Raw genomic sequence first — 19490 nt, 5'->3', positions numbered from 1 at the left:
CTGTGTAAACAAAGCAAAGCGGAGTCCGCACGTTCCGCAAGCTTACTTTGATAGAAATGGGGCATGGAGATGAGTGCGTTTCTGTGCCCCGTTTTGTCATGAAAAAAGGTGTTAAGATCTTGTTAACAAAGAAGGGGGTAAAACAGGTATGCCAGAGATATTCAAGACAATTGACAAAATTAAACCTGCATATGACGCTACATATAAGTTTGTAATGTTCCTGTGCAAGCTGCTGCTGATCGCTGATATTGCCATCACCAGCATGTCTGTAGTTGGACGTTACGTTTCTTTCATCCCGGATCCGGCATGGTCTGAGGAGGTAGTCCTGACCTGTATGTCCTACATGGCCGTTCTGTCAGCCGCTTTGGCGATCCGCCGCGGCGCTCATATCCGTATGACGGCTCTGGATTCCTATCTGCCGAAGGGAGTTGTAAAGTTCCTGGATATCCTGGCAGACGTGGCAGTACTGGTTCTGGCAGTGGTCATGATAACAGTTGGCTGGAGCTATGCATCCGGTCTTGGCGCAAAGGGTACTTATGTAAGTATGCCATGGCTGTCCAGATTCTGGATGTATTTCCCGGTACCTTTAGCAGGAGTTGCTATGCTGATCTTCGAGCTGGAGGCACTTTACAACCATATTAAAGATTGTTATGTAAAGGAGGGCAAGTAAGATGGATGCGCAGGGTATGGCAATTTTAGTTTTATTAGGTAGCTTTTTTGTAATGATCATGCTGCGGTTTCCCATTGCATATGCAGTAGCCCTTTCCTCTATGTTCTGCCTGCTGTATCAGGGCCTGCCGCTGACAACCATCTGCCAGCAGATGGTAAAAGGCATCAGCTCCTTCAGCTTGATGGCGGTTCCGTTCTTCATCACTATGGGCTGTTTGATGGGTACCGGCGGTATTTCTGAAAAACTGATCGCTCTGGCAAATGCCTGCGTAGGCTGGATGCGGGGCGGCATGGCAATGGTTAACATCGTTGCATCCTATTTCTTCGGCGGCATCTCCGGTTCTGCTTCCGCAGATACTGCTTCTCTGGGCTCCATTCTGATCCCTATGATGGTAGACCAGGGCTATGACGGTGATTTCTCCACCGCTGTTACGATCACATCCTCCTGTGAGGGACTGTTAGTACCTCCCAGCCACAACATGGTTATCTATGCTACCACAGCAGGCGGTATCTCTGTTGGAAGCCTGTTCTTAGCAGGTTATGTTCCGGGTGCCCTGCTGGCAGTTTCCCTGATGGTTGGTTCCTACATTATTTCCGTAAAGCGCAATTATCCGAAGGGTGACAAGTTCAGCATTACAAACCTGATCAAGCAGCTGAGCGTATCCATCTGGGCTCTGGCAGCCGTTTTGATCGTTGTGATCGGTGTTGTATGCGGCGTATTTACTGCTACTGAGTCTGCAGCTATCGCAGTTATCTACAGTCTGATCGTCAGCGTGTTTATCTATAAGGGCCTTGACTGGAAGGGCGTTTGGAGAGTGCTCAGCGACTGTGTGGATACCTTGTCCATCGTGCTGATCCTGATCGCAACCTCCAGTATCTTCGGATACTGCCTGACCCGTCTGCATGTGCCGGATCTGGCTGCAAGCGCCATTACGGGATTGACGACCAATCCTTACATCCTGGCACTGTTACTGAACCTGATCCTTCTGGTACTTGGCTGTATCATGGACATGGCTCCGATCATCCTGATCGCTACGCCGATCCTGCTGCCGATCGCTACCTCTATCGGTATCGACCCGATCCAGTTTGGTATCATGGTAGTGCTTAACTGTGGTATCGGCCTTCTGACACCGCCGGTAGGCGCTGTGCTGTTCATTGGCTCTGCTGTAGCAAAGATCCCGATGGAGAAGGTTGTAAAGGCAACCCTTCCCTTCTATCTGTGCATGATCATCACCCTGCTGCTGATCACATTTGTTCCTGCGATCAGCCTGTGGCTGCCATCTGTACTTGCATAATAGGTAAGGAAATCAGATCATATATCAATATGGACAGGAGTGCTGCAAAGTGTACCCATGCTTTGCGGCACTCCTAGTGTCTTATCTTGTTCATATTTTATAAGGAGAAAGCGATTGTATAATTATACCTATCGGAACAGCAGCATTGACCTTTGGCAGCTGTCCATGTATTATATTTATGGTTCCATGGTGGGACTGTGCAATGTGATATTCACTGTAGCTGTATTGGCCCTGGCTGTGGCAAAGTGGGAGACCTCCGGCCTGGTTCTCCGCTGCGCCTGCTTGCTGGGCTGTCTGATCTTCACCGTGTTCCAGCCCCTTACCATTTACCGGAAGGCGAGGAAGCAGGCGAAGGCCATTACAGAGGATACAGAGATCTCCTTTCATACAGGGGGAGTCCATGTAAAGGTAGGCAAGGCTGTTTCTGATATGAAATGGAGCCAGATAAAGAGAGTTTCCAAAAAGCCTACCATGATCGTGGTATTTACTGATACCACTCATGGATATGTGCTGACAAACCGGGTTATTGGAAAAGACAGAGAGCAGCTTTATGCGTATATTACATCGAGGATGAAGAGAACATAAAAACATGCATGGAACAAAAGTCTGGGCATACAGAGAGGGGGAGAGTCCTTTTGAAGAAAACAATGACAGCACTGCTTATCTGTGGTACTGCCCTGTTTTTGGCGGCCTGTGCAGGAGCTTCGGGAGGAAAGGCGGATTCCAACATCCCGGAGTTTGTCCTGACCTACGCTGAAAATCAGGCAGAGGACTATCCGACCACACAGGGAGCTTACAAATTTGCAGAACTGGTAAAGGAACGGACACATGGAAAGGTAGAGATCCTGGTAAATGCCGGCGGGAGGCTGGGCGATGAAAAAACCGTTATTGAACAGATGCAGTTTGGAGGCGTGGATTTTGCAAGAGTGTCCCTGTCCCCATTGGCGGAGTACGTTCCAAAGCTGAATGTACTTCAGATGCCCTATCTGTATACAGGGCCGGATCACATGTGGACAGTTTTGGAGGGCCAGATCGGTGATGATTTTCTGGGGTCCTTTGAGAATTCCAGCCTGGTGCCTCTTTCCTGGTATGACGCAGGAGCCAGGAATTTTTATACGACAGGTAAGCCCATTGAAAGGCTGGAGGATATGAAAGGGCTGAATATCCGTGTCCAGGAGTCAGGGCTTATGGAAGATACCATTGAGGCATTGGGAGCAACCCCTGTTCCCATGGCCTTTGGGGAAGTATACTCTGCCCTTCAGACCGGGGATATTGACGGGGCGGAGAACAACTGGCCTTCTTATGAGTCTACCAGGCACTATGAGGTGTCAAGGTATTATACCATTGATGAGCATACCAGGGTGCCGGAGCTGCAGCTGATCGCCCAGTCCACCTGGGACAAGCTCCCTTCGGAATACCAGGAGGTCATCCGTCAGTGTGCCGAGGAATCGGCCAGGTACGAGCGCAGGCTTTGGAAGGAGCGGGAGGCTACATCGGAGAAAAAGATCCGTCAGGCCGGCTGCGTTGTGATAGAGCTGGATCCCAGGGAAAAGGCCAGGTTCCAGGAGGCGGTAATGCCTATGTATGAAAAGTACTGTGCAGATTATGTGGATATTATTGATGCCATTGTTGCTGCAGGGAGATAGGAAGAGTAGTGCATAAGGGCGCGACAGCTTGGTCTGTTGCGCCTACTTTACGTATTAAAAAGAAATAAGTTGTATTAAAAAGAAATGAGTTAAAAGATATAAAAATAAGAGAAATCAAGTAATAATTCAGAAAATAATAGAGAAATGCGTTATTAATAAAAGTAAATAACGGTCAAATAGAACAAATTCAGAATCTAACTTGACATAATTTAATATGTGTTGTATACTGATGGAAGCATAAGTTAATACAAGTGCTTCCCCCATAAAGGAGGAATACAAATGAAGACACAGAAATTTTCACCCAAAAGATTATACGAGCAGGTGTTTGAACAGCTGAAGGATGAGATAAGAAAGGGTGTCTATCAAAAAGGCGATATGCTGCCCAGTGAGAGTGAACTGATAAAGACAATGGGGGTCAGCCGCGTTACGGTGCGCCAGGCCCTGCAGTGCCTGGCAGAGGCGGGGATCATTGAGACCCGCCAGGGGAAGGGCAGCGTTGTTGTGGTGGACTGGAAGAGCATATTGGAGGAAACAGGACAGAGGGAGATCATAAAGGGCTATCGGGAGGATTTTGTGATGGCTTCCAATGCCAGGCGGCTGGTTGAGCCTGCCATTGCCCGTTATCTGGCTCTCCATGCCACGGAGGAGGATATCCGGGCAATCGAAGCAACCTTAGATGATGATGACAGTATACCGGCGGATTTCAGCACCAGAAGGGAACCGGACAAAAGGCTTCCCGGCTTTCATGGAAGCCTCTGGGAGGCTATGCACAACCCATTTTTAAAGAGAACCTGGGACGATATCGTGATGCCCTGTGTGGCCATGCGGAATCTTCCACTGATCGTTCCTGCTGCCCAGGAGCAGTCCGGCAAGGAGACAAGGAGACAGCACAGGGATGTGTTTGAGGCGATCAAACGCCATGACAGTGAATATGCATATTTCAATATGATGGTACACTGTGATTGGATGTTCGAAACATATAGACAGTATTATAAGAATTTTTTGGAATAACAGAATACATAAGAGACAGTTATGCTCTGCATCTGGTCGGGCCCGAATTATATACTGGATGGAGAAGTGATATAGATAGCTGAAAAAGGAGCACTCTCGAATACTCTCCTGCACCCGCCTTTGCGGCTGATTTTCCAGGCATAAAGAGTTTTGGGGGGTACTCGAAAGAGGGAATGAGGAGGTTTTGAATGAAGTACAATTTTGACGCAATGCAAAATCGACTTGGTTCCGATTCTATCAAATGGGAAAAGCAATTAAAGTTCGGCACCCAGAGCGGTCTTCTGCCCTTCTGGATCGCTGATACGGATTTTGCTGCCCTGCCAGAGGCTGTGGAAGCAATGAAGCAGCGCTTGGAGCATCCGGTGTTCGGTTATACCTTTACAGGTAACAGAACAGTGGAAACTGTCCAAAAGTGGTATGAGAGACGGCATCAGGTAAAATTAGGAATCGAAGCGTTTCTTCCCGCCCAGGGAGTGGTAACTGCGATCTGGTTCTCCTTACGGGGCTTTACAAAGCCGGGAGACAAGGTATTGGTGTTTACACCTGTGTATGATCCATTTTTTGCAGTGATAGGCAACCAGGGGCGTGAGCAGGTAGACTGTCCTCTGATCTACGAGAATGGCACCTACCGTATCAACTGGGAGGATCTGGAAGACAAGCTGAAGCAAGGGGTTTCCGCTATGATCTTCTGTAACCCCCACAATCCCGTCGGCAGGGTCTGGAGCCCTGAGGACGTGGAGAAGATCGTACTTCTGTGCAAGAAGTATTCTGTATGGCTGTTATCCGATGAGATCCATGGTGATGTGGTCCTGTATGGAAACCACTATACATCCGCAGCCAGATTCGCCGGTGTGTACGATAAGATGATCGTATACACTGCCATCAGCAAGACATTTAATATGGCAGGACTTCACTCCTCCTGCTGCCTGATCCCAAACCAGGAGGTAAAGCAGCTCCAGGATAAGACAGCCAGGGAAGCCTGGGTAATGGGACCAAACTGTATGGCCAATGCAGCCATTGAGGCCTGTTATACATATGGAGACCAGTGGGTGGATGAGCAGAATGAATATCTCACAGGCAATGCAGACTTTGTGATGGATTATCTGGGCGAGCACGCTCCTGAGGTAGGAGTGGTGAAGCCTGAGGGTACTTATCTTATGTGGCTTGATTTCGGAAAGCTTCACCTTACAGGTGATGAGATCATGAAGAAGCTTGCCGCAAATTATGGACTTGCTGTGGGAAGCGGCACAGGCTACCGGGGCAATGGCGAGAGCTTTATGCGCTTTAATATCGGCTGCCCGCGTGCTGTTCTGGAGCAGGGCTTAGAGAAGATTGTACAGTTTGTTACGGATGAAAAAGGGGTATAAATATGGAAAAGAAATTAACTTTTACAGATTGTATGAGTTTTTGTATTGGACAGATCGTAGGCTCTGGTGTCTTCGTTTTGACAGGTATCGTGATCGGACTGACCGGACACGGCGCTCCCTATGGTTTCCTTGTAGCTGCTTTGATCGCACTTTGCCAGCTGGTTCCCATGGCCATCCTGGCATCCAGTATGCCGGCTACAGGCGGAAGCTATGTGTATGCAAAACGCCTCATTGGTCCCAGAGTGGCCTTTGTGTTCCTGATGCTGTTTATCTTGCAGCAGGTGCTGATCTCCACCTTTGCCATTGGCTTTGCCAGCTATGTGGCAGTGATCTTCCCAGGCGTGAACCAGATGGTTGTTGCTCTGGGAGCATTGACAGCAGCCGTTATCGTTAATATGATCGGCCTTAAGACGACTGCAAAGGTGCAGAACTGCATGGTAGCGCTTCTGCTGATCTCCCTGTTCATTTATATTGTATTCGGCCTTCCAAAGGTAGACTGGTCTGCTCTTGAGCTGACAACAGCCAACCTGATGCCAAATGGCCCTCTGAAATTCTTCCGCGGCTGCGCAATGCTGTCCTTTGCATGTGCAGGAGCAAAGTTCCTGGCAGAGAACGGCGGCGAGGTGGAAAATCCTGGCAAGACCATTCCGAGAGCCATGGTAATCTCCACTGTTGTAGTTGCAGTGTTCTATGCACTGGTAGGCGTGGTAGCTGCCTGTGTGCTTCCTGTTGAGGAGGTAGCGGGAACCAACATTTCCGTAGTGGCAAAATCCGTATTCCCGGCTCCCATCTATCTGTTCTTCGTGATCGGCGGAGCATGGTTTGCACTTTTGACAACCCTTAACGGAACACTTTCCTGGACCACACGCTCCCTTCACAGGGCTGCAAAGGACGGCTGGCTTCCTGAGTTCTGTGCAAAGGAAAACAAGAACGGCGTGCCTGTTGTACTCCTTCTGTTCTTCTTTGTAGTGGGTGTGATCCCGATCGTGACCGGTATGGATACAGCTGATATCTCCAATATGGGTACAGGCTGCAGTAAGCTGGCAGACCTTCTGATGGTATATGCCTGCTTCCGCCTGCCAACCATGTTCCCGGAGGAGTATAAGAAGTCTGCCCTTTACATCGCTCCAAAGAAGCTGAATGCAGCACTGGCAGTGGTATTCGTTGTATTGGCAGCAACCTCTTATGTGAGCCTGTCCGGACTTTCTGCAAAGCAGTTTATGTACTGCGGTATTTATATCGTGGCAGCATCCATTTTAATGATGGTAAGATATAAGCATTTTAAGGACAACAAATAGTAGATGATCAAAAGGACGCTGCAAACCGGGCGGTAGAGGATTCTGCTGCGTTTGCGCGTCCTTTCTTTCGTGGAAGGAGAAGTTATGAATTATGGGATCGTGGGCTTTGGCACAGCCGGCTATCATGCGGTAAAAGCAATCCGGGAGTATGATAAGACAGGAAGAATCGTGGTCTACGGAAATACAGGGAAGGCTCCCTATAATCCTATGCTTACCACGTATTATGCGTACGGAAAGCTGACATATAAGGGGATGTTCCCCTTCGGTGATCTGGCCTCCATCCAAAAGGAGCTTGATTTCACCTACAAAAAGGAGCAAGTGAAAAAGGTGCATGCCGGGTCTATGACAGTGGAGACAGAGGAGGGAAGCGAGCGCTATGACAAGCTCCTGATCTCCACAGGTGCCAGGGCCTTTGCTCCTCCGGTAAAGGGCCTTCTGCCGGAAAATGCCCTGCTCATGCGCACCGTGGAGGACGCAGAGCGGTTTAAGGAGCGCCTTGGAAAAAAGGATGTAAAAAGTGCCATTGTCATAGGAGCCTCCATGGTCGGGATCAAGGTGGCGGAGGTGCTCCACAAAAATGGAGTGGAAACCTGGCTCATTGATCTGGCAAAGTGCATTTTCCCGTTGGCAGCGTATCCTGAGGTAGCTGCTGCCATTGAAGAGAGAGTGGAAAAGCAGGGCCTCCATCTGAAATTCGGTGCGACCATTGACCATATGAAAGTGGAAAATGGTCAGCAGACAGCCGTGCTCACAGACGCTGCAAAGATCCCTGCCGATCTGGTGGTCCTGTGCATTGGAACCAGAGCCGCCGTTGAGACGGTCCAGGGAGAGGTGGAGATCAAGAGGGGGATTGTTGTGGATGACAGGCTGGAAACCTCTGTGAAGGATATCTATGCGGCGGGGGACTGCTGTGAGGGCAAGAACCTGGAGAGCGGTGAGACACAGATCATCGGCCTGTGGGCCAATGCTAACCGCCAGGGAAGGGCTGCAGGGATCAATATGGCTGGAGGAGACGCCCGGTTTGAGGGAAATATCCTTCACAACATCACCCATTTCATGAACATGGATTTTATCGGCTTTGGAGATAACCGGATCCAGGGCGAGGTGCTGGAGTGCGGAAGCCTGGAGGAGGGCCTTTATATACGCCTGGTGCTTCAGGAGGGAAGGATAGCAGGAGCCAATATTATGGACAGCTACCAGATCAGCGGTATTATCAAAAACTATATGCTCCGCCTTTTTTCAGGAGAAAGGGCTGTGCTCCCCGATTACCAGAGAGGGATGCTCATAAAGGCTGGCTTACCGGCAGAGTTTATTGACAGGATTGAGGAGAAGATCAATGGATAGTGTTGAACAGTTAAAGAAAGCGAAAATACCCTGTGCAGAAACAGGGATCGAGATAAGGCATACTGTCTGTGCAATCTGCAGTCCTGCCTATAACTGCGGCATCAATGCATATGTGAAGGACGGGAAGCTGCTAAAAGTAGAGGGAACAGATGAGAATCCAAAAAATAGGGGGCTTCTCTGCACAAAGGGACTTGCCAACAGGGAGTATATCTACCGTGAGGACCGCATTCTCACGCCCTTAAGGCGCACTGGAGAGCGGGGAGAAGGAACCTTTGAACCGATCTCCTGGGAGGAAGCCTACAGGGAGATCGCAGAGAAGCTTGGCAGCATCAAAGCGCAGGACGGGGCGGAGGCCGTAGCCTTCTTTGGAGGCTACAACAAGTGGTTCCGGCCATGGCTGCGCCGTTTTGCCCACTCCTTTGGAACCATGAATTATGGGACAGAGTCCAGCTCCTGTATGACAGCCGGATGGATGGCCTGGAAGGTGGGGGCCGGACAGCTGGCAGGCCCGGACATGGCCCACTGCGATCTGTATTTGGGCTGGGCCTTTAACCCTTATCATTCCGGGTATCTCAAGGCGATCGCCGCGGAGAAGAGGAAGGAGCAGGGGACAAAATTTATCATTGTAGATCCGAAGATCACTCCGGCTGTGGAAAAGCTGGCAGATCTTCATCTGCGCCCCTATCCCGGCACAGACGGGGCTCTGGCTTTGTGTATGGGAAATGTGCTGATCCAGAGGGGCTGGATCGACAGGGAGTACATAGAGAAATATGTCCATGGCTTTGAGGCGTACGCGGAGTATGTAAAAGGCTTTGATGAGACGAATATCGAAAAGCTGACAGGCGTTCCCTATGAGCAGGTGGTAAAGGCCTGCGAGCTGATCCATGAGAGCAGCTCTATGGCCATCAACGAAAACAGCGCTCCCATTCCACACCACAAGAACGGAATGCAGAACTACAGAGCCATTATGGCGCTGGCTGCACTGACCGGTAATTATGACAGGGCCGGAGGGCAGCTTCCCTCCTGGCATACCTTTGCCCATCAGATCTCAGGCTATGTGACAAAGGAGGATGAGTTTGCCGACGGAACAGAGCCAAAGGACGCAAAGCCTGCAGTGGGGGCAGAAAGATTCCCGCTGTGGTACTATACGGAGCGGGAGATGCAGGCCATTGACCTGCCGAGGCAGATCCTGGAGGAAAAGCCTTATCCGGTAAAGGCTGTGTTTGCTCTGGGAATGAATCTCCGCATGTTCCCGGATGACAATTATCTGATTGAGGCCTTAAAGAAGCTGGACTTCTTTGTGGATGCGGATCTTTTTATGACAGACACTGCCAAAATGGCCGACATCGTCCTGCCTGTGTGTTCTTCCTTTGAGAGGGGAGAGTTTATGACATACGGCGGGGGCTATGCCTGGTTTACAAAGCCTGCCATTGACCGGGTGGGGATCAGCAAGTCCGATGTGGAGATTCTCTGTGACCTCGGCAGGATCATGAAGCTGGGAGATCCTGAGCTTGAAGCTGGATATGAGGCGAATATCGATTTTATGCTGGAGGATCTGGATATTACAGTGGAAGAACTGAAAAAACATGACCTGCCCATCCGCGTGCCCGGCGCCAAGCGGTATGTGCCGGGCAGCCTTCTGGAGAAAGGGCTGTCCACTCCTACTGGAAAGTTTGAGCTGTACTCAGAGCTGATCGCCTCTCATCCCCAGTGGAACTTAGATCCCCTTCCGACCTACTGTGATCCCATGGATGAGGCAGATCCGGACAAATACCCCTTTATCCTCTGCTCCGGCGGCAGGATCCCCAATGCGATCCATTCCAGGCTCCACAAGGTGCCCTGGCTGCGGAGCATGCGCCCTGACCCCACGGCAGATATTTCTGTGGAGGACGCAGAGCAGCTTCATGTGAAGGAGGGGGACTGGATCGAGCTCTACACAGAGCGGGGTACGATCTGTGTGAAGGCAAACCCGACTCACCGGGTACAGAAAGGCGTGGTATTCTTCTACCACGGATATACGGAGGCCGATGTGAATATGCTGATGTCCAGGACACATGTGGACCCATACTCAGGCTTCCCGGCTTACAATTCCACCAGATGCGGTATGCGCAGGAAAGAGGTGTAGGATGAAGCAGTATACGATTGATTTTGATATGGAAAAATGCATTTCCTGCGGTGCATGTATGATCGCATGCATGGATCAGAATGATACCTGCGTGCAGGAGGGGGAGAGGCCTTTCCGCAGCGTATTTGATCTGGAGATTGAGAGGGAAGGAAAGGTTTCTTTCAGCCATCTGTCCCTTGCGTGCATGCACTGCACAGATGCCCCCTGCATTATAGGCTGTCCCTGCGGCTGCATCCGCAAGGATCCGGAGACCAACCTGACGGTATTTGATACGGCCAATTGCATTGGCTGTCACAGCTGTGCCATGGCCTGTCCCTATGGGATTCCCTCCTTTGGAGCCGATGGAAAGATGAAAAAATGTGACGGCTGCTATGTACGTGTGCATCACGGTATGAAGCCGGCCTGTGTAAAGGCCTGCCCGGTAGGCGCTTTGAAGCTTGTAGAGCTGGAGGAGGCAGAAGCTTTGCCAAAGGAGCATTCCTTAAAAAAGAAGAGCAGGGATATTTTGGAAAGACAGGTCTAAGAGGGGGAACGGTAAATGGCAAAGTTTATTACAGCGAGAGAAGCGGCACAGCTGATCCGGGATAAAGCCACCGTAGGTGTGGCAGGCATCGGCCTTTCAGGGTGGCCGGAGGAAGTGGCGGTAGCCATTGCAGACCTTTACAAGGAGACAGGCCATCCAAAGGGCCTGACAATAAAACAGGGGAGCGCTATGGGAGACTGGAAGGAGCGCGGCATGACCCGCCTGGGCGTGGAAGGACTGGTATCCAACTGGTCTGCTGCCCATATCGGCTCTGCCTTTGCTATGAATGAGCTGGTAAAGGCCAATAAGCTGGCCTGCCACTGTCTTCCCCAGGGCGTGATCGTCAATCTGTGGCGTGAGATCGCAGCCCACCGCCCCGGCATCATCACAAAGGTGGGACTGGGAACATTTGTGGATCCGCGTATTGAAGGCGGAAAGATGAATGAGGCTGCCACGGAGGAGCTGGTGGAGCTCATCACTTTAAATGGAGAGGAATATCTCTTCTACAAGTCCTTCCCTCTGGATGTGGCCCTGCTTCGGGGAACCACAGCAGATGAGGACGGGAATATTACATTTGAAAATGAAGGCCCCATCAATGAGGGCTATGCTGTGGCAGAGGCTGCGAAGAACAGCGGCGGGATCGTGATCGTCCAGGTACAGTACACGGCCCAGAGGGGAACCCTTCATCCAAAGCAGGTGAAGATCCCCGGTGCGCTGGTGGATTATGTGGTGGTGGCCACGGATATCAATGCCTGCTGGCAGACAGAGGGGACCTACTATGAGCCGGCATTTGCCGGAAATATGAAAAAGCCCTTAGAGGGAATACCGTCTCTGCCCCTATCCCCCAGAAAGGTCATCGCCAGAAGGTGTGCCAAGGAGCTGAAGGCCGGAAATATCGTGAACCTGGGCGTGGGGATCCCGTCTGAGGTGGCAGGTATCGTGACAGAGGAGGGCCATATTGACAAGATCATCCTCACAACGGAGAGCGGCACCTTTGGAGGTGTCCCGGCGCCTCTTCCCAATTTTGGAAGCGCTTATAATGCCCAGGCTAATGTGGATCACGGTTCCATGTTTGATTTCTATGACGGCGGTGGCTGCGATGTGGCGGTGCTGGGCCTGGCCCAGGCGGATGAGGATGGAAACATCAATGTGAGCAAGTTCTATATCCCGGACAAAAAGGATCCGGGGAAAAAGGTTCCGCGCCTCTTTGGGCCCGGCGGCTTTATCAACATTTCCCAGGCATCGAAAAAGGTGGTATTTGCGGGAATGTTTGCTGACAAGTCAAAGGAGGAGATCCGGGATGGGAAGATCGCGATCCTGGAGGAAGGAAAGGGAAGGAAATTCTTAAAGGAAGTAGAGCAGATCACATTTAGTGGGAAATACGCTGCCCGTTCAGGCCAGGAGGTGCTGTATGTGACAGAACGGTGCGTCTTCCGGCTGATCGATGGAAAGATGACGGTGGTGGAGATCGCCCCCGGCATTGATCTTAAGAGAGATATCCTGGATAAGATGGAATTTGCCCCGGAGGTGGCTTCTGATCTGAAAGAGATGGAGGCGGCCATGTTTGAGGAGTCCTGGGGCGGGCTTGAGATGTAGAAGCTGTGTATAAAATGAAGAAAGGCGCTGCTGCTTTCCTTTGGTATACAGAGGAGAGAGGTGCGCCTTTTTTTATTTCATAGGAAACTTCGTTCCCTATGAAATAAAGATGCTCCGCAAGGATCGCACTGCGGCGGATAGGAATATGTCGCTTGCGCGACCCGCCGCAGGCGGAGAATCCTGCGGAGCAGGATTCTTCAGAGTGTCGACAAAGTCGCCACTCTGTTGGAATTCATGGCTGCGCCATAAATTCCAGATGCGAAGGAAAAAAGTACGATTTCCTCGTACAAGGGCAAACGCCCCTAGAAATCGTACTTTTACACTACGGTGGAAATGAATTCCACCTGCGTGATTCCAGTTCGAGGGCTTTGCCCTCGAGCTCCCATTCCAGAAAACATAGTTTGTCTACAGTCTAGAGAATCCTGCGGAGCAGGATTCTTTTTACATAGGAAACTCCGGGGCTGCTGGCTTATCCCAATGGCACGATTGTCACCTCATCGCCGGAATTGCCTTCCGGGGAGGAGGGCTGGGGAGCTGTGGTGGGAGAAGTGCTTCCCGGACCTGGGGAGGTGGTGTTTCCGCCCGGAGCAGTAGGATTGTTATTGGAACCTGGGGCTGTGGGAGCCAGGGTGGAACCAGGGGTCTTTGGCGTTTCGGGAGACTTTGTAGTTTCAGGAGCTTTTGTGGTTTCGGGAGCTTTCGTGGTCTCCTGGGCCTTCGTAGTTTCCTTTGCCTTTGTGGTCTCCTGGGCCTTTGTAGTCTCCTTTGCCTTCGTGGTCTCCTGGGCCTTCGTAGTTTCCTTTGCTTTGGTGGTCTCAGGAGCCTTTGTGGTCTCCTTTGCAGCCGAAGTGCCCTTTGTCTGGGAGTCGGCGGAGGGAGAACCGGAGCTGCTGGAAGCCCCCTCTTCCTCAAAGCTTAAGCTGCGGTCACTCAGATCAATGCCCGCTGTGCGGATAGAGTAGGAGGCCTGGTTGGGATTTCCGGCAAAATCTTCCACATAGACATCCAGAGATTCTGTTGTCATGTCAAAGACAATATGACCGGTGTCCTTATTGTAGCTGGTGGGCTTTACCGTCTCTCCATTGGCATTTGTGGCATAGACCGCATTAAAATTCACGCCTGACTGGCTGTCCTCTACACGGATCTCCAGAATGCCGTTCTCCATGGTGAAGTCCTCTTGGTCGATGACAGGGGGAGTATCATCCAGAATGGCGATGGACTCGCTTGCCCTGGCCTCCATTCCGTTCCAGCCCTTTATGTATACATCTACAATACCATTGGTGCTGACAGTAGTGCGGTAAACGCCCTTTTCCTTCTCAAACTCCAGAGGCTGGGCTTCCAGGGTGGCAGTCATCTCACGGATGGGAAGAAGGGACTTGACTTCAAAGGATACGTTTACGGTTTTATAGTCAGTGGTATCGGATATGGTCAAATGAACCTTGGGTGCGGAGGTGATCGCAAAGAACAGGATCAGATTGACTACCAGGAAGGGAAGAATATAGAAAACCAGATTGGACAGGAACCGGTTATCCCTCCAGGAGCGCTTGTCGTAGGTGTTCCGCTTGCTGCTTTTGCCGCGCCTGCTGTCATAGGTGCCTGTGGCCCTGCTGCTGCGGGGGGCCGTATATGATGAATGGCGATTCATAACTTGATCCTCCTGAAAAATTTGGTCTGAAAATACTTTTATAGCATAGCAGAAAATCACCTTTCTTACAAGGTCAAGTTGGAAGGTGTAATGAAGCTGTAAGAGTTTCTGTCCACGGCCCATTTCTCCCGAAGCATTCCGGCAGTACCCTGTAAGAGTTACACTTCAGGCGGCTGCCGGGAGGGCGGCTGGCGCTCCGGTTTCGGACATAAGAAGCACTAAGACACCTGATTTTTCCGAAAAGCCAGAGCAGCATCAACGCAACTCGCTGCGCTCAAACAATCATTGATGCTGCTCTGAACGGAAAAACCAGCTGACTAAGTGCTTCTAATGTCCTGCAAAGTCACTCCAGCCGCCCTCCCAGCAGCCGCCTGAACTGTAACCTGTAAGAAAGAATTATATAATTTCGATACTACAATTCCCTTCAAAATGTCTCCCCGGTGTGGTATGATGATATATGCCAGTGAATACTCTGGACAGATACCGGATAACCATCTACATATGCAGTCCAAAGGAGCGTGCCATGATAGAAGCAGCAGTTGCGTTTGCAGCAAAAGCCCACGAAGGAGCATTCAGAAAGGGGACCAGCATCCCCTACATCACACATCCTTTGGAGACAGCCGTCATTGTGTCGGGCTTTACCGACGATGAGGAGATGATCGCAGCTGCCCTGCTCCATGATGTGGTGGAGGATGCCGGTGTCACCAGAAAAGAGCTTGAAGAACGGTTTGGGACAAGGGTAGCGGACCTTGTGATGGAGGAAAGCGAGGACAAGTCCAAAAGCTGGCAGGAGCGCAAGAGTGCTACGATCGATCATCTGGCTCTTGCGTCCAGGGAAGCGAAGATACTGGCATTGGGGGACAAGCTCAGCAATATGCGGTGTACGGCCAGGGATTACCTGCTGCTGGGCGATGGCCTGTGGGAGAGATTTAATGAAAAAGACAAAGGAAAGCATGCCTGGTATTACTGGGGAATTGCACGGGGGTGCAGGGAGCTGGAGGAGCATGTATATTATAAGGAGTACATTATGCTGTGCCAGTCCGTATTCGGCAGTGCCCAGGAGTAGGAGCATGCTCTGGGGGAGTTTCTGACAGCTTTGCAAAAATTAAGAAAGATTAAAGGAGAAAGTCGATGATGATGAAGAAAAAGGGATCACGGGTAGTGGCTGCTCTTGCGCTGGCCGGGGTCCTGTTCAGTATCCAGGGAATGACTGCATTTGCCGGCACGGTCGGCGTAGGTGCTGCAAAGTCCGAGATGACCGGTCCGGGAATGACAAACAGCCAGAGTGCCGGGCCGGTGACGGAGGTGCAGGTCGGGGAAAGAGCAGAGGAACAGGTGGCTGGGGGCCAGGAAGCGTCTCAGGCACAGGATGGCCGGGAGCAGGCACAGCAGCCGGCTGCGGCACAGTCCCAGGAACCAGCCCAGCTCCAAGAGCCGCTGCAGGTTTTCTACAGCGCCTTTTTATTCGGCCAGGGCTGGAGCAGTGTGACACCGGACAACAGCCCATGTGCTGCGCCTCCCACCACATGGGTGACAGCTATGAAGGCGAATCTGGTGAATATACCTGGCGGAAACCAGGTGGGGATCCGTTATCAGGTAAACCTAAGCGGTTCCGGGTGGCTGGACTGGGCTTATGACGGCGCCGAGATTGGAAATCCGGCAGGTGAGATGCCCTTAGAGGCGATCCGCATGGAGCTCACAGGAAACCAGGCAGCTAGCTATGACTTGTATTACAAGGTGCTCCAGAATGGCTCGTGGACAGAATGGGCAGTAAATGGCGGCACAGCCGGAGTGGAGGCAGCAGGGCTGCGCGTAGACGGGATCCGGGCGTCGGTTACCGCCAAGGGAGCAGGTGCTCCGCCGGAGACAGCAGCAGCCTATGCCATTGATCCTGCCAGACCGATGATAGCCCTTACCTTTGACGATGGCCCCAGGGCAGCCGTTACAAGCCGTATCTTAGACAGCCTCCAGGCGAACGGGGGCAGGGCGACCTTCTTTATGGTGGGCTCCAATGTAAATGCCAATGGCAGTGTGATACAGCGCATGGCAGCCCAGGGCTGTGAGGTGGCGAACCATACACATGACCACAAATATATTTCCAAGCTGAATGCAGATGGGATCGTCAGCCAGATCGTTTCCACGAATCAGAAGATCGCTGCCCAGTGCGGCATTTCACCTGTCATCATGCGCCCGCCGGGGGGATATGTTGATGCTGATTCCCTGGCTGTGTTACAGACCCTGGGCATGCCTGCCATCATGTGGTCCATTGATACAAGAGACTGGCAGCACAGAAATGCCCAGAAGACCATTGATACTGTTTTAAGTCAGGTAAAGGATGGAGATATTATCCTGATGCATGATATTTATACAACAACCGCTGACGCAGCAGAGGTGCTGATCCCTGCCCTTACGGCAAGAGGTTACCAGCTTGTGACAGTCAGCGAGCTTGCAGCAAGCCGCGGAGGCATGGCCCCTGGCCACAAATACAGCCAGTTCCGCTGATATATGAGCTTATAGGAAGATAACGGTACAGCATATCCCAATTCCCTGTGTATCGGCCTGCACAGGGAATCAGAATACGCTGTATCAGGGCGTTGTATCCGGTATCTCTTTTTTCCGGAAATCTGCCCATTCTTCCCTTGCAACTTTTACAAAACTTCTATATAATACAAATTACAAAGATTCCATTCAGGAATCCGCCTGTGCAGCAGCCAGGCGCGGGTATCCATTCAGGGCCCGCATTTCCCGATCATCACATGAAAGACAGCTGTACCTTGAAAAGTGAATAACGCGCATATTGTATACATTCCATCCGATGGATCATTTGATCAAAGGAACGGAGGAATTGATATGGAAGAAAAAAGGAAAAACAGAAAACCGTCTTTATGCCGTGCCGGGAGATGGACAGTCATGTTCGTGGTAGGGCTTTGGACAATAGGGATCAGCATTTGTGCAGAAGCTGCAGAACCCCTTACAGTCACCAGACAGCTGGATAAGGAGGAGCTGCAGGGTCTTAAGGAGCCAGAGCCTGTTTACCGTGATGAGAGCGGAAAGGAGTACCGTCTCTCCGGCTGGGAGGTAAAGGAGCTTCCGGGAGCCAGAGTGAGCCGCACGTTGGAGCGCACAGTGGTATATAAGGGCGTGGAGGCAGCGGAGGTCCTGCCGGAGTCCATTCCGGTGGAGGAGGAGTCAGGGCAGCCGGCGGAGGGGGAACTTTCTGCCGGAGAAAGGCATATCCTGCGGGAGGAATGGGAGGAAGGATTTTTTGTGCCCGTTCTCTTTCACTCCTATGGGGCCGGGGAGTACCAGCTGGGCGATGTGGTAATAGGAGGTGAAATGCCATTGGAGGAGGCTGTCTCCCATGGCAGTGAGCTTTTGCGCATGCTGGGACTGCCGGAGGAGGCATACAGGATCACCTCCTTGGTCTGGGACGGCGGGCCTTATGAGGATGAGAGCGGGGGAATCTCCCGCCGCGCACTGGCAACGGGACAAAAGCGTTTAAGGGATTATGAGATCGTATATAAAGGAAATATATGGGTGCAGGAGCCGGGGATCTATGAGCTTAAGATGGAATATGAGCCCGCAGAGCAGGGGGCAGAAGGACTGCAGGTCCTGGATGAAAGCCAGGAGGCAGCTGCAGAGCCGGAGAAGAGGAAAGAGGAGGCTTCAGAGCCTCTGCGGTATTGGGTGAGAAGCGGCTTCGTCATCGCAGTGGCAGCAGGGCTCTTGGGCATTGGGACAGGGCTGGTGCTCCTGCTGTTGCTGTGGACCGGGCAGAGACGGCGCAGGAGAGAGCATCAGCTGCCCTGCCGCAAATAGAACAGATCCCAGGATGGAATGGATACATATGACCGGAAAATGTGATACAGGGAGCAATAGGACACACAAAATTCATGATATTTACAAAAAATTAAAAAATTATCAATAGTAAAATAAAACGTTTCGTAGTAATATGTATCGTATGGTTGAAATGGAGGGCTGATACGGCCAGCCAGTAGTGTCAGCCATAGAAAAGAGGAGATCTTATGAAGAAACAGTATTTAACCATTGCGCTCATGGCAGCTGCCATTGGAATGACAGCGTGCTCATCAAAAACACCAGAGACAACAGCGGCAGTTGTTGCTGAAAGTACAGAAGCGGCCTCAGAGGCAGCAGCCGAAGCAGAGCAGGAGGAAGAGGATGTAGAAGAGGAGTATTTTCACGGCTCTGTAACAGAAGCAGATGACAAGACACAGGTGATAACGGTACAAGACAGTGATGGGAAGGAAGCAAAATTTGACATTTCCCAGGCAGAGCTCATGGGAGCAGAAGCAGTAAAGGCAGGCGATGAGGTAGAGATCGCTTATACAGGAGAGCTGTCTGATGCCACAGCTGCCAGAAGCGTGGATATCTATGCTTCTCAAGAAGAGGATGCAGATATTGTGGTAAGCGGCACTATTACAGCAGCAGATGATAAGACATTGACCTTAGAGACAGCAGAGGGCACCTATACCTTCAACACCATCATTGCCCAGAAGGTAACAAAGGATGGCCTGAAGGAGGGATCAGAGGCAGAGGTTACATACTATGGAGATCCGGAGGACACCGTGGATCTTGCGGTTGCCACCAGGATCGTCACAGAGGATGCCATGGATTCCGAGGATGCTGAGATCTACACCCTGACCGGAACCGTAGTAGAGGCAGAGGCAGGCTACATTGTCCTGGACACTAAGGATCCGGAAAACACCTTCTTCTCCTTCGTAGGCCCGGAAGATATGTTTGAGAACCTGAAGGTAGGGGACACAGCCACTGTCATCTATGAGGGCACGCTGACAGCTAAGGCCATCATGGCAACAGGAGTAAAATAAGCAATATTGAGAGCAGATAAGAACCATAGCCGCCTTCCGGTGATAATGCCGGAGAGTGCGGCTATGATTTAGTTAAATGAAAAAGTAACCGCACCCCCGCAGAATCCATTGAAAAATCAATGAA

16 protein-coding genes are annotated in these 19490 nt (G+C 51.3%); 15 read left to right on the top strand and 1 reads right to left on the bottom strand.

Annotated elements, in window-relative coordinates; translation table 11 throughout:
* The first annotated feature begins 148 nt into the window (after positions 1-148).
* The 11 genes from LIZ87_RS08795 (at position 149) to LIZ87_RS08745 (ending at position 12874) form a co-directional block, all read left to right on the top strand.
* Positions 149-670, top strand: a complete 522-nt coding sequence (locus tag LIZ87_RS08795) for a TRAP transporter small permease (protein WP_178313890.1) — start codon at positions 149-151, stop codon at positions 668-670.
* 1 nt (position 671) lies between these two features.
* Entirely contained in the window at positions 672-1964 is a 1293-nt protein-coding gene (locus tag LIZ87_RS08790; protein WP_178313892.1) for a TRAP transporter large permease, read from the top strand.
* Positions 1965-2078: 114 nt separating this feature from the next.
* Positions 2079-2549: a YcxB family protein gene (locus LIZ87_RS08785; protein ID WP_227146480.1), complete on the top strand. Its 471-nt coding sequence runs from the start codon at positions 2079-2081 to the stop codon at positions 2547-2549.
* Positions 2550-2611: 62 nt separating this feature from the next.
* The gene (locus LIZ87_RS08780; protein WP_442912187.1) at positions 2612-3610 is read left to right on the top strand and encodes a TRAP transporter substrate-binding protein; all 999 of its coding nucleotides are present in this window, start codon (positions 2612-2614) and stop codon (positions 3608-3610) included.
* Between the two features lie 279 nt (positions 3611-3889).
* Positions 3890-4621, top strand: a complete 732-nt coding sequence (locus LIZ87_RS08775) for a FadR/GntR family transcriptional regulator (RefSeq protein ID WP_227146477.1) — start codon at positions 3890-3892, stop codon at positions 4619-4621.
* A gap of 188 nt (positions 4622-4809) precedes the next feature.
* Positions 4810-5988 (top strand): MalY/PatB family protein, encoded by a 1179-nt coding sequence (locus tag LIZ87_RS08770; protein ID WP_178313136.1) that lies wholly within the window; start codon positions 4810-4812, stop codon positions 5986-5988.
* A 32-nt stretch (positions 5989-6020) separates the two neighbouring features.
* Complete coding sequence (locus tag LIZ87_RS08765; protein ID WP_264467950.1) at positions 6021-7286, top strand: APC family permease; 1266 nt, start codon at positions 6021-6023, stop codon at positions 7284-7286.
* 69 nt (positions 7287-7355) lie between these two features.
* Positions 7356-8630: an NAD(P)/FAD-dependent oxidoreductase gene (locus LIZ87_RS08760; protein WP_227146474.1), complete on the top strand. Its 1275-nt coding sequence runs from the start codon at positions 7356-7358 to the stop codon at positions 8628-8630.
* Positions 8623-10755, top strand: a complete 2133-nt coding sequence (locus LIZ87_RS08755; RefSeq protein WP_178313133.1) for a molybdopterin-containing oxidoreductase family protein — start codon at positions 8623-8625, stop codon at positions 10753-10755. The genes LIZ87_RS08760 and LIZ87_RS08755 overlap by 8 nt, the downstream gene beginning before the upstream one ends.
* A gap of 1 nt (position 10756) precedes the next feature.
* Complete coding sequence (locus LIZ87_RS08750; protein WP_178313132.1) at positions 10757-11278, top strand: 4Fe-4S dicluster domain-containing protein; 522 nt, start codon at positions 10757-10759, stop codon at positions 11276-11278.
* A 15-nt stretch (positions 11279-11293) separates the two neighbouring features.
* Complete coding sequence (locus LIZ87_RS08745; RefSeq protein WP_227146472.1) at positions 11294-12874, top strand: acyl CoA:acetate/3-ketoacid CoA transferase; 1581 nt, start codon at positions 11294-11296, stop codon at positions 12872-12874.
* A gap of 469 nt (positions 12875-13343) precedes the next feature.
* Here LIZ87_RS08745 and LIZ87_RS08740 read toward each other — a convergent pair whose 3' ends face one another.
* Positions 13344-14519: a hypothetical protein gene (locus tag LIZ87_RS08740; protein ID WP_227146469.1), complete on the bottom strand. Its 1176-nt coding sequence runs from the start codon at positions 14517-14519 to the stop codon at positions 13344-13346.
* 523 nt (positions 14520-15042) lie between these two features.
* On the opposite strand from LIZ87_RS08740, the gene LIZ87_RS08735 reads away from it, so the two are divergent.
* The 4 genes from LIZ87_RS08735 (at position 15043) to LIZ87_RS08720 (ending at position 19366) form a co-directional block, all read left to right on the top strand.
* Positions 15043-15585 carry an HD domain-containing protein gene (locus tag LIZ87_RS08735; RefSeq protein ID WP_178315689.1) on the top strand — a complete coding sequence of 181 codons (543 nt, stop codon included), beginning with the start codon at positions 15043-15045 and terminating at the stop codon, positions 15583-15585.
* A 65-nt stretch (positions 15586-15650) separates the two neighbouring features.
* Entirely contained in the window at positions 15651-17021 is a 1371-nt protein-coding gene (locus LIZ87_RS08730) for a polysaccharide deacetylase family protein (RefSeq protein ID WP_227146466.1), read from the top strand.
* 348 nt (positions 17022-17369) lie between these two features.
* Positions 17370-18338, top strand: coding sequence for a hypothetical protein (locus LIZ87_RS08725; protein ID WP_178316194.1), 969 nt, complete (start codon positions 17370-17372; stop codon positions 18336-18338).
* Positions 18339-18544: 206 nt separating this feature from the next.
* Positions 18545-19366: a hypothetical protein gene (locus tag LIZ87_RS08720; protein WP_178316193.1), complete on the top strand. Its 822-nt coding sequence runs from the start codon at positions 18545-18547 to the stop codon at positions 19364-19366.
* The last annotated feature ends 124 nt before the right edge of the window (positions 19367-19490 follow it).

It is taken from the genome of Lacrimispora sp. 210928-DFI.3.58 (assembly GCF_020554865.1).
Classification (GTDB): domain Bacteria; phylum Bacillota; class Clostridia; order Lachnospirales; family Lachnospiraceae; genus Enterocloster.
Note: the sequence above shows the minus strand (reverse complement) of the source record. Positions and strands in the feature narration are given on the sequence as shown.

Coding starts and splice junctions, on each gene's coding strand:
- LIZ87_RS08750 (WP_178313132.1), top strand. CDS start 10,757: ATGAAGCAGTATACGATTGATTTTGATATGGAAAAATGCATTTCCTGC.
- LIZ87_RS08780 (WP_442912187.1), top strand. CDS start 2,612: ATGACAGCACTGCTTATCTGTGGTACTGCCCTGTTTTTGGCGGCCTGT.
- LIZ87_RS08720 (WP_178316193.1), top strand. CDS start 18,545: ATGAAGAAACAGTATTTAACCATTGCGCTCATGGCAGCTGCCATTGGA.
- LIZ87_RS08770 (WP_178313136.1), top strand. CDS start 4,810: ATGAAGTACAATTTTGACGCAATGCAAAATCGACTTGGTTCCGATTCT.
- LIZ87_RS08775 (WP_227146477.1), top strand. CDS start 3,890: ATGAAGACACAGAAATTTTCACCCAAAAGATTATACGAGCAGGTGTTT.
- LIZ87_RS08795 (WP_178313890.1), top strand. CDS start 149: ATGCCAGAGATATTCAAGACAATTGACAAAATTAAACCTGCATATGAC.
- LIZ87_RS08765 (WP_264467950.1), top strand. CDS start 6,021: ATGAGTTTTTGTATTGGACAGATCGTAGGCTCTGGTGTCTTCGTTTTG.
- LIZ87_RS08790 (WP_178313892.1), top strand. CDS start 672: ATGGATGCGCAGGGTATGGCAATTTTAGTTTTATTAGGTAGCTTTTTT.
- LIZ87_RS08745 (WP_227146472.1), top strand. CDS start 11,294: ATGGCAAAGTTTATTACAGCGAGAGAAGCGGCACAGCTGATCCGGGAT.
- LIZ87_RS08740 (WP_227146469.1), bottom strand. CDS start 14,519: ATGAATCGCCATTCATCATATACGGCCCCCCGCAGCAGCAGGGCCACA.
- LIZ87_RS08725 (WP_178316194.1), top strand. CDS start 17,370: ATGGAAGAAAAAAGGAAAAACAGAAAACCGTCTTTATGCCGTGCCGGG.
- LIZ87_RS08755 (WP_178313133.1), top strand. CDS start 8,623: ATGGATAGTGTTGAACAGTTAAAGAAAGCGAAAATACCCTGTGCAGAA.
- LIZ87_RS08730 (WP_227146466.1), top strand. CDS start 15,651: ATGATGATGAAGAAAAAGGGATCACGGGTAGTGGCTGCTCTTGCGCTG.
- LIZ87_RS08735 (WP_178315689.1), top strand. CDS start 15,043: ATGATAGAAGCAGCAGTTGCGTTTGCAGCAAAAGCCCACGAAGGAGCA.